At 36.6% G+C, this 9929-nt stretch carries 8 protein-coding genes; 4 read left to right on the top strand and 4 right to left on the bottom strand.

Translation table 11 applies throughout. The features are described 5' to 3' along the window. Positions 1-187: 187 nt before the first annotated feature. The 4 genes from BQ2683_RS04155 to BQ2683_RS04140 form a co-directional block, all read right to left on the bottom strand. Positions 188-979 (bottom strand): prolipoprotein diacylglyceryl transferase, encoded by a 792-nt coding sequence (locus BQ2683_RS04155; RefSeq protein ID WP_069987494.1) that lies wholly within the window; start codon positions 977-979, stop codon positions 188-190. Positions 980-1262: 283 nt separating this feature from the next. Then, the gene (locus BQ2683_RS04150) at positions 1263-1535 is read right to left on the bottom strand and encodes a hypothetical protein (protein WP_069987493.1); all 273 of its coding nucleotides are present in this window, start codon (positions 1533-1535) and stop codon (positions 1263-1265) included. A 336-nt stretch (positions 1536-1871) separates the two neighbouring features. Next, entirely contained in the window at positions 1872-3482 is a 1611-nt protein-coding gene (locus BQ2683_RS04145; RefSeq protein ID WP_069987492.1) for a CTP synthase, read from the bottom strand. Positions 3483-3744: 262 nt separating this feature from the next. After that, on the bottom strand, positions 3745-4854 hold the full coding sequence (locus tag BQ2683_RS04140) for a sensor histidine kinase (protein ID WP_069987491.1): 1110 nt from the start codon (positions 4852-4854) through the stop codon (positions 3745-3747). Between the two features lie 556 nt (positions 4855-5410). Between BQ2683_RS04140 and gap the strand changes: the two genes are divergently transcribed. From gap to BQ2683_RS04120, 4 genes are all read left to right on the top strand, one after another. After that, positions 5411-6424: a type I glyceraldehyde-3-phosphate dehydrogenase gene (gap, locus tag BQ2683_RS04135; protein ID WP_069987490.1), complete on the top strand. Its 1014-nt coding sequence runs from the start codon at positions 5411-5413 to the stop codon at positions 6422-6424. Between the two features lie 470 nt (positions 6425-6894). After that, the gene (locus tag BQ2683_RS04130; RefSeq protein ID WP_069987489.1) at positions 6895-8079 is read left to right on the top strand and encodes an ABC transporter substrate-binding protein; all 1185 of its coding nucleotides are present in this window, start codon (positions 6895-6897) and stop codon (positions 8077-8079) included. 260 nt (positions 8080-8339) lie between these two features. After that, positions 8340-9239, top strand: a complete 900-nt coding sequence (locus tag BQ2683_RS04125; RefSeq protein WP_069987488.1) for a DUF5685 family protein — start codon at positions 8340-8342, stop codon at positions 9237-9239. Beyond that, positions 9208-9915, top strand: a complete 708-nt coding sequence (locus BQ2683_RS04120) for a J domain-containing protein (protein WP_069987487.1) — start codon at positions 9208-9210, stop codon at positions 9913-9915. Before BQ2683_RS04125 ends, BQ2683_RS04120 begins: the two co-directional genes overlap by 32 nt. The last annotated feature ends 14 nt before the right edge of the window (positions 9916-9929 follow it).

Genomic DNA, 9929 nt, shown 5'->3' with positions numbered 1-9929 from the left:
AAAAACATCTTTTTCAAAAAATAATTTTGTTTTTTGGTATGCAATAAAGTACAACTAGCTATTATAAAACAAAGTATAAACAGCTGGATTGGGCTCCAGTATTCCTTTATAGAGTAAATATTCCTAGCTTTTACTGTTTGTGATTTACTATAAAATGATATAGATGAGAGGTTAAAAGTGATCGAGATTAATTAATATTTTGTCTGGCTTTATACCGTTTATATTGTCTGATTATTAATATAATACCACATGGAACCACAAGCAGGCTAATCCACTGGGAGGTGGAGAAGATGAGCCAGGAACCCCGTTCCGCATCATAACGGAAAAATTCCGTAATAAATCGGATTACACCATAACAGATGAGATAAAAACCAAGTAGAGAAATCTTATTTTCGACTCTGCTGATTCCATAATACAGCACAAAAAATAAAATTAAATTCAAACCAGCTTCCAACAATTGTACTGGAAATAGAGTAATATCATGAGGTGCTACAGGGGATGCTTGAAACATCATGCCAATTGGTGGATCAAATGGAATACCATAACAACAGCCAGCGCAGAAACATCCTAGTCTACCAAACGCATGAATTAATGGAATTGCTGGAATCATCACTTGAATGAGAGGATAAAATGGAATACGGTATATTTTGGAGTATAAATATACACCGATGATTCCACCAAATAATCCACCATAAAAGACAAATCCCCCTCCTAAAAGTCCCAATATGTTCTCTGGAGACTGGATTAACTCAGAGAAATGTTCAATGAGTGGCTTTAGAATCGTGAGGATATATAAGATTTTTCCACCTATTACGACGCCAATAGCACCAAATAATATAGAATAGAAAACATCTTCTTTTGGTACACCGCATTTTGAAGAACGGAATACAGATACGAGACATCCAAGGGCGAATCCAATTAAAATAAGCAGCCCATACATCGCAATCGTAAAATCTCCAATTGTAATGGTTGGTAACATAATAAGCTCCTTTCGTATTGCAAAAGCGGGATAGAATTTAAGAAATAAATCGATATGGGAGATACAATAAAAATAAAGTATTTTATTTGATAATGAATATCATTGGAATTCATATCATTTGATATTTTATAGTAAAAGTTTTGTTTTCTGGTGCTTTTATAATAGCTAAATGGAATAAGTTGTATTTCCATTTTGTCTTACAATCAGAGGGGAATTCATTTTCGAATCATATGAAAAAAACGGGCAAACGTAATGGTTTGCCCGTTGTGTGCTTTTCTAATTATTAGTAAGATAACATACCAGCTGTACCGATACAGCCAACACAAGCAACACAAGCAATTAAACTAATTGCACACAGAGCTACAGCGATAATGGACAGAACCAAACCTGCTGTAGCCATACCGGATGGAGCCTCTTTTTTAGCAGAGATACCTAAGATGATACCTACAATACCTAAAATAAGACCAACCCAACCACCGTATGGAATAAACATCAGTACCAGGGAAATAATACCCAACACTAATGAAGCTACCGCTTTACCATTTTTTTGTTCCATAAATGAAACCCCCATTCAATTTATTAATTAATATATTATTATGTTAATATATAGGACGCATTTTGTCAATAAATAAATCGCAAAAATTTTCAGTTTAATTTTTATGTATTTTGTCATATTATAGGAGAAACACAAATCATTGAATAATTTGTGTTTTATAAAGTTATTTTGTTTTCCATTTGGTTATGCAAATATGTTTTTATTATATGCACTATGGGAACCTTTGTTTCCTAATTATATACGATATAAAAACCTTTTTTACCAATAAGGCAATGATGCCATTTTGCTAAAATTATATAAAAAGGAAGGCAAATTTAACTGCCTTCCCAATTCAAATTATTGATTTTCTTTGTGTTGTAAAGCGGCTCCGACAAAATCCACAAACAAAGGATGAGGACGGTTTGGACGAGATTTAAATTCTGGATGGAATTGTACCCCAACAAACCAAGGATGTTCTTTTACCTCTACAATTTCTACCAATTTTTCGTTTGGAGAAACACCTGCTAAGGTCAAACCAGCTTCCTCCAATTTTGCGCGATAAGCGTTGTTGAATTCATAGCGATGACGGTGACGTTCGTAAATCACTTCTTCTCCATATAGATTACGGCACTTGGTATCTGGACGAAGTTTACATGGATACAATCCCAAACGCATCGTACCACCTTTTTTGGTGATATCTTTTTGGTCATCCATAATATCAATTACTGGATCTTCTGCATCTTCTAAAAATTCTGCGGAATTTGCGTTTTCCAGTCCTGCTACATGGCGTGCGAATTCAATAACAGCCATCTGCATGCCCAAACAAATTCCGAAGAAAGGAAGGTTGTTTTCACGGCAATAGCGGATTGCTGTGATTTTTCCCTCAATACCACGGTCTCCAAAACCGCCAGGAACCAAGATGCCATCACAGTTCTTCAGTAAATCGGCACAATTATCTTCTGTGATATCTTCAGATTGGATATATTCAATTTTTACTTTTGTAGAGTGTGGCAAACCACCATGATATAAGCTTTCAGCTACTGAGATATATGCGTCAGGCAACTCTACATATTTTCCTACCAGACCAATGGTAACTTCTTTGTTTGCACTTTTCACCTGGTCGATCATTTGCAGCCATTGTACATGGTCTGGTTCTCGTTCCTCCAAATGTAAATGATGACATACAGATTTCACCAAACCGTTTTTTTCCAACATCATAGGAACTTCATACAAAGTACCAGCAGTTAGGTTCTGTATAACATCCTGTGGACGGATATTACAGAATAAAGCAATTTTGTTTACCATATCATCTGGCAGAGGGTAATCGCTGCGGCATACAATTACATTAGGCTGGATACCTAAACTCAACAATTCTTTAACAGAGTGCTGGGTTGGTTTGGATTTTAATTCAGTAGAACCTGGAACAGTTGGAACTAATGTAACATGAATATAGATTACGTTTTCTCGCCCTACTTCGGTGACAACCTGACGGATTGCCTCCAAAAATGGGGTGCTTTCAATATCCCCAACAGTACCGCCAATTTCCGTGATAACTACATCACAATTGCTGTTTTTGCCTACGGCATATACTTTATTTTTGATTTCATTTGTAATATGGGGGATTACTTGTACAGTACGGCCCAAATAGTCTCCACGACGCTCTTTGTTCAATACATTCCAGTATACTTTACCTGTAGTAATATTGGAATCAACAGATAAATTTTCATCAATAAAACGCTCATAATGGCCTAAATCCAAATCAGTTTCAGCGCCATCGTCTGTAACAAATACTTCACCATGCTGGTAAGGGCTCATTGTACCAGGATCCACGTTAATGTAGGGGTCAAATTTTTGGATGGTTACTTTATACCCTCTATTTTTTAGCAAACGCCCTAAAGATGCCGCTGTAATGCCTTTTCCAAGCCCGGAAACAACGCCACCTGTTACAAAAACATATTTTACAGCCATAAGTCGATAAACCTCCATATCTTTTATAGTTGCTGTCCCAAAAAGGGTGGTTTGGGTGTGTGATAAAACAAACCGCTTTTTTACCGTACTGGCGCTTGTTGTTTTTTCATAAACCATCAAAAGCTTAAAAATATGGACTTTTGGGACAGAAACAAAATAATAATCAAATTAATTGTACTATTTTTTTATGGCTGGGTCAACCGATTTTCCAATTATCTTGCTGAAAAAAAGTATTTTGTATCAATCACTAAATTTATTTGAATTAAAAGATAGGGATTTCACAGATATCTGAAAGGTAAATAGAAACGGGAGAGAATCTGCCAGTGCTATATTCAAACCGATTAGATTGAAATTGTACGGTATCTTTTACACTGTTTTTTATGGGAAGGCGTAGGACAACCTGTGTGCCTTGATGAGGCTGGCTAGTTAATAAACAGCTTCCTCCTAAACATTCCGCTAATTTTTTGGTGTAGGGCAGTCCAAGGCCAATTCCACTATGAGTTCCAGTATTAGGGTTATAGGAATAATAAGGAGTGAATACCCGTTCAAACTGTTCTGTGGAAATTCCTTCTCCATGGTCGGTTACCCGAATAATCAAATCTTCTTTTTGGGTACAAACCGAAATGGATACCAAATTATCAGACCCCCCATATAAATATCCATTGGAAATTAAGTTTAATAGAGCAATGTGGAGTTTTTCTACATCCGTTTGCATCAAAATAGGAGAATCTGGAAGATGATATTCAAACGTTTTGTTGGAACGAAGCAGGTTTGCCTGTACCAAAATAAAAAGTTGCTCTAACTCTTTTGTAATATCCACTGCAGTTAAGCGGAGGGAATTAGGACTAAGTTTACGGTATGCCAAACTGTTATTTACCATTTTTAACAGATGGTAAGCATTTTGTGAGATCTGTTTCAAATAATCTAAGGATTCATATTGTTCCTGCTGTTCCATTTCTTTATAGAGAAATGGCAGTACATTAAAAATATTTGTCAGGTATATTCTGGTTTCAACGCTAAATAAATCAGAAGATTGCATGGAAAATTCGTGAAATCTGGATAAACTGTTCGAATCGGTTTCTTCTAAAAGCCACTCCAAAAAACCACCATTTCCAACCGGGATATATCTAAGCCAAGCACAAGTATCCCCACAAATAAAATGGAACGATAGAGTAGTGGTAGGGTCTGACTGTTGGAGGGAAAAAAAGAATTCTTCCCAGATAACAGAAATATCTTTCGTATATTTTTGCTCTATTTTTCCGGCAGCGGGGTTGGACCATAAAATTTCTAATTGATTGGAACAATAAAATACTGGATTTTGAAAAGAAGAATAGTGTTCTTTTAAAATATCTAATTCTTCAGAAGTTACCATAATTGTGTAACTCTCCTTTGTCGTATTTTGTCGAAACAAGTCACTTTTAATTATAGCGAGAGTAAAATCAAAAGTAAAGGGAAGGATGAACAAAAAGTAAAAATAGCACTGTGAACAATTGTTATAGTAAGAAACTGTCATGTTTGTAGAACAGTATTGCAACTATAACAAAAAATAATTGCTGAAAATAATATGTTCCATTTTTCAAGCGGCATGTATGAAAAAGTGTTGGTAGATTCCGCCAGATGGTTCAAAATGATTGTGGGCCTAAAAAATGATAAATCATTTTGCGTTGTTTTTACAGAACTACTGGCATAAAATCAATAGAATAGAAAAAATTATTTTATGGCTTATTTTGTAGTGGTAATTGCAATAAGGCTGGTTTTTACCGCTATTTTTTTGTTAAAAAAGAAAAATTCGTGATTGTTCATATTTCTGACGTTATTCTGATAAAAAAATTTTCCAAAAAAATTCTGTTAAAATGTTGTCAAACTCTTGTATATTTTTGAATTTTGGTATATGATAAGTATATAAACTTATTTGGAGGTTATTTAATATGGCTATTAAAGTTGGTATTAATGGTTTTGGCCGTATCGGAAGACTGGTTTTCCGTGCTGCTATGGCTCAACCAGATGTATTTGAAATTGTTGGTGTAAACGATCCATTTATCGATTTGGATTACATGGTTTACATGACCAAATACGACACAATGCACGGTCAATTCAACGGTACAGTTGAAGCAAAAGACGGCAAACTGGTTGTAAACGGTCAAGCTGTAAACGTATACGCTTGCATGAACCCAGAAGAAATTCCTTGGGGCGAATGTGGCGCTGAATACGTTGTTGAATCTACTGGTGTATTTACAACAACAGAAAAAGCATCTGCTCACTTCAAAGGCGGCGCTAAAAAAGTTGTTATCTCCGCACCATCTAAAGATGCTCCAATGTTCGTAATGGGTGTAAACAACGACAAATACACAAGCGATATGAACGTTGTTTCCAACGCTTCTTGTACAACAAACTGTCTCGCTCCTTTAACCAAAGTTATCAACGATAAATTTGGTATGGTAGAAGGCTTGATGACTACTGTTCACTCCACAACAGCTACCCAAAAAACTGTTGATGGTCCTTCCAAAAAAGACTGGAGAGGTGGACGTGCTGCTGCTGGCAACATCATCCCATCTTCTACCGGTGCTGCTAAAGCAGTAGGTAAAGTTATCCCAGAATTAAACGGCAAATTAACAGGTATGTCCATGCGTGTTCCTACTTTGGATGTTTCTGTTGTTGACTTAACTTGCCGTCTGGCTACACCTGCTACCTATGAAGAAATCTGTGCAGCAGTAAAAGAAGCTTCTGAAACTACAATGAAAGGCATCCTGGGCTACACTGAAGATATGGTTGTTTCTTCTGACTTCCTGTCTGACCCAAGAACTTCTATCTTCGATGCAAAAGCTGGTATTGCTTTGACCGACAACTTCGTTAAACTGGTTGCTTGGTACGACAACGAATGGGGTTATTCCAACAAAGTGTTGATGCTCATCCAACACATGTATGGTGTAGACCACAAATAATTAGAACTTGTTCTTTAACAGCGGAGAGAAAATTCTCTCCGCTGTTTTTTTGCAAAAATTAAAATTAGAACGATTGAGATTTGTTTTTTATTTAAAAAAGTAGCATATTTGGATAGAGTGACTAAAATAGATATTTAGTAATTAAGACCACATTGGTTTACATTTACCAGTGATAAGCTTTTGCAAATAATGCTTTGTATCCTTTTCATAGAGAAATTTTATATTTAAAAAGTACTTGTAACACATAAAAGTAATACAGAAGAAATAAAGCATGATTCACAATTCCATTTAAAAATAAATTGCATCCTTAATTGGGATATTTACTGAATAAAGTGAACAACCTAAAAGAAAGGCAAAGTGGTATCTGATTTCGTTGAAAAATAGGGTTTCAAAAGGTATCTGGTGATTACTACATTTTTTTGTTCCCTGTTGTTCTACAATATAGGTAAAAAATGTAAGGATGTGAAATCATGAAACGGATTGTAAAATGGATGAGTTGTATTGTAAGCTGTTGTTTGTTAACAGGATGTACTGTTCAGCCTTATTCTTTACCAAGCAAACAGGCTGATCTGCCTGCCAATGATGTAACAGTTCAGATTGTATTGAAAGGGGAAGAAGGGGAATTTCTGCAAACCGCAGCAGAAGCTTATCAGAATCTTCATTCTAATGTTCAGATACAAATTGACCGGCTGCCAGATAATGCGGAATATAATACTGAGTTATTGTCCCGTATCCAAGAGGGGAATATTCCAACTGCTTTTTCGGTCAGTGGAAAAACAGATTTATCTTTTTGGCAGGATGATGTTGAAAATTTGTCCAATCAGGAATGGATATCCCCTGTAGAATCCAGTTTGATGAATCAGGTTACAATAGGGGAAAATTACTTTGCTTTGCCATTGGATTTGGTTGGGTATGGTATTTTATATAATCAGAAATTATTGGACAATATGCAGATCAATCACGATTCTATCGGAACATTAAAAGGATTGCAGGACATTGTGCGGGAATTAAAATCTAGAAAAGAGGAAACTTCTTTATCTAGCCCTATTTGTGGGGATGGGGACTTTGAGGACCTGTTTGCTACTTACACCCAGCTGGATGAAACAAATCACGAGTTCCATTTGCCAGAATCCTTTCAATGGTTTACCGAACTTGTGGGAAAAAACGATGTCGGAATGGATAGCGTTGCCATGTTATCCAACCAGAACGCAGCTATTTATCTAGGTGGAAGCGACATCATGCAAAAAATGAAAAAATCCGACGTAGGGCAACCAGATTTATTTTGCATGGCTCCTTTCGTGATTGATGATCAGGATAAATTAGTAATTGGGTGTGATTACCTCACCATTTATCAACCAGCAGAAGGAGCCAAGAAGGATTGTTTGTTGGATTTTTTGAATTGGATGTATTTTTCGGACGAAGGTCAGGATTTATTGCGAGAAAGCGGTGTACTCTCTCCCTATACCAATACTGCTTCCTGCCAGGTAGATTCGATGATTTACAGTAAATGCCGGTTAAAACAGATAATCCCCAGTGGGGCAGGATCTGCTCCGATAGGATGGTGTGGAGGAAAATTTGACCAAGCCATACAGAATTATTATTCCGGAACATGGAACTGGGAACAGTTATTTGCGGATTTAAAGTCCAGATGGTAAATAAAAAGAAATGATTTTGTTTTGTCTTATGGTTTATCGTAGAGTTTTATAGATGGAATCCAGTTAGGAGTTTTTGTCTTTTCAAAATAAATTGTTTCCAGCTTAACAATCGGCTTTATTTGAGCGCTATCCACATTTTGATGAAAAAAATTTCCTGTTTTTATAAACCGATAAGATATCTTTACACTTTTTTCACCACTTTACGCCCTTTTTAGAGTAGAATATAGAGAAGAAATCTGAAATGAAATTGGGGAATGTATTTGTTTGGTTATGTAAAGCCTTATAAACCTGAATTGAAAATTGCTGAATTTGAATGGTATAAAGGGATTTATTGTGGGCTTTGTAAGCAGATGGGGCGATTGTATGGACCCATTGCCAGAATGATGCTCAGTTATGACATGACCTTTTTAGCATTGGTTTCCCTTTCCTTAAAAGATCAGTGCCATGGTTTAAAACGGCAGGTTTGTATCGCGCATCCACTTACGAAAAAGAATTGTATGTGCGCTTGTGATGATTTGTCATTTGCTGCCCATACCGCCATGATTATGGCCTACTATAAAGTAAAGGATAATATTCGTGACAGTGGTTTTTGGGGAAAAATAAAATATGCTTTAGCTTTACCAGTTGTCAGCTTTACTCATCGGAAAGCAAAAAAATGCCAACCCGAGATGGAAGAGGTCGTAGCAGCGATGATGGAGCAACAATGGAAAGCGGAACAGGAAACGGTTACCAGTATTGACAGGGCGAGTGACCCAACCGCAACTGCACTTGGAAAGATTGCGGCAATGTTGGGGACAGATGAAAAACAAAAATACATCTTGCAAAAAGTTGGCTATATGCTGGGAAAATATATTTATCTAATAGACGCCTTGGATGATTTGGAAGATGATATCAAAACAGGTAATTACAATCCTTATCTTTTAAAATTTTACACAAAGCAGCCAACAGAAGAACAAAAAAAGGAAATTATTCAGTATGCCGTGGAGGTAACCAATTTAACAATTGCTCAATTAGCAGCTGCTTATGAATTGCTCGATATAAAGCGGTTTAAGCCGATTTTAGATAATATTATTTATTTAGGGTTAAAAGATACTCGAACGATAATTTTACAAAAAAGGGAGAAACAAAATGACAGATCCATATCAGATTCTTGGAATTAGTCAAAACGCTACAGATGAACAAGTAAAACAAGCCTATAATGTGATGCAACGGAAATACCATCCAGATAATTATGATGACTCTAACATGAAAAAATTTGCATCAGAGAAATTACAGGAAGCTACGGATGCGTTTGATTCTATTATGAATGAGCGTCGTAAAACGCAGGCAAAGAATAATAGTAACCCAACCATAACAATTGACAACCCAGAAACTGGTGGCAATAACTCTTCATATTCTTATGAACAGGCACAGTCTGGGGGCTATACAAACTATAATGCCAATTCCTCAGCTGGATTTACGGATATCCGTAATATGATCCAAAACAATCGTATGGTAGAGGCAGAAGAACTGTTAGATGGCATGGGACCGGAGAGTCGAACTGCTGAATGGTATTTTCTGAAAGGCACAGTGTTTTTTTCCAGAGGATGGATTGACGACGCTACCAACTATTTTTCCACTGCGAACCGAATGGATCCCAATAATGCGGAATACCGTGCAGCATTAAACCGTATGGCTTGGCAGCGCCAAGGGAATTTTGGCTCCGCACAAAATGGCCAATATCGTACTCCGCAAAATAATGTGGGGGGCTGCAGTGGCTGTGATTTGTGCAGCGGCTTAATCTGTGCAGACTGTTGTTGTGAATGTATGGGCGGCGACTTGATTTCGTGCTGTTAATCTATCTGTGAAAA

This window comes from Massilioclostridium coli (genome assembly GCF_900095865.1).
GTDB lineage: Bacteria > Bacillota > Clostridia > Oscillospirales > Ruminococcaceae > Massilioclostridium > Massilioclostridium facile.
This window is presented reverse-complemented; position numbering and strand designations above follow the sequence as displayed.

Coding starts and splice junctions, on each gene's coding strand:
- BQ2683_RS04155 (WP_069987494.1), bottom strand. CDS start 979: ATGTTACCAACCATTACAATTGGAGATTTTACGATTGCGATGTATGGG.
- BQ2683_RS04150 (WP_069987493.1), bottom strand. CDS start 1,535: ATGGAACAAAAAAATGGTAAAGCGGTAGCTTCATTAGTGTTGGGTATT.
- BQ2683_RS04145 (WP_069987492.1), bottom strand. CDS start 3,482: ATGGCTGTAAAATATGTTTTTGTAACAGGTGGCGTTGTTTCCGGGCTT.
- BQ2683_RS04140 (WP_069987491.1), bottom strand. CDS start 4,854: ATGGTAACTTCTGAAGAATTAGATATTTTAAAAGAACACTATTCTTCT.
- gap (WP_069987490.1), top strand. CDS start 5,411: ATGGCTATTAAAGTTGGTATTAATGGTTTTGGCCGTATCGGAAGACTG.
- BQ2683_RS04130 (WP_069987489.1), top strand. CDS start 6,895: ATGAAACGGATTGTAAAATGGATGAGTTGTATTGTAAGCTGTTGTTTG.
- BQ2683_RS04120 (WP_069987487.1), top strand. CDS start 9,208: ATGACAGATCCATATCAGATTCTTGGAATTAGTCAAAACGCTACAGAT.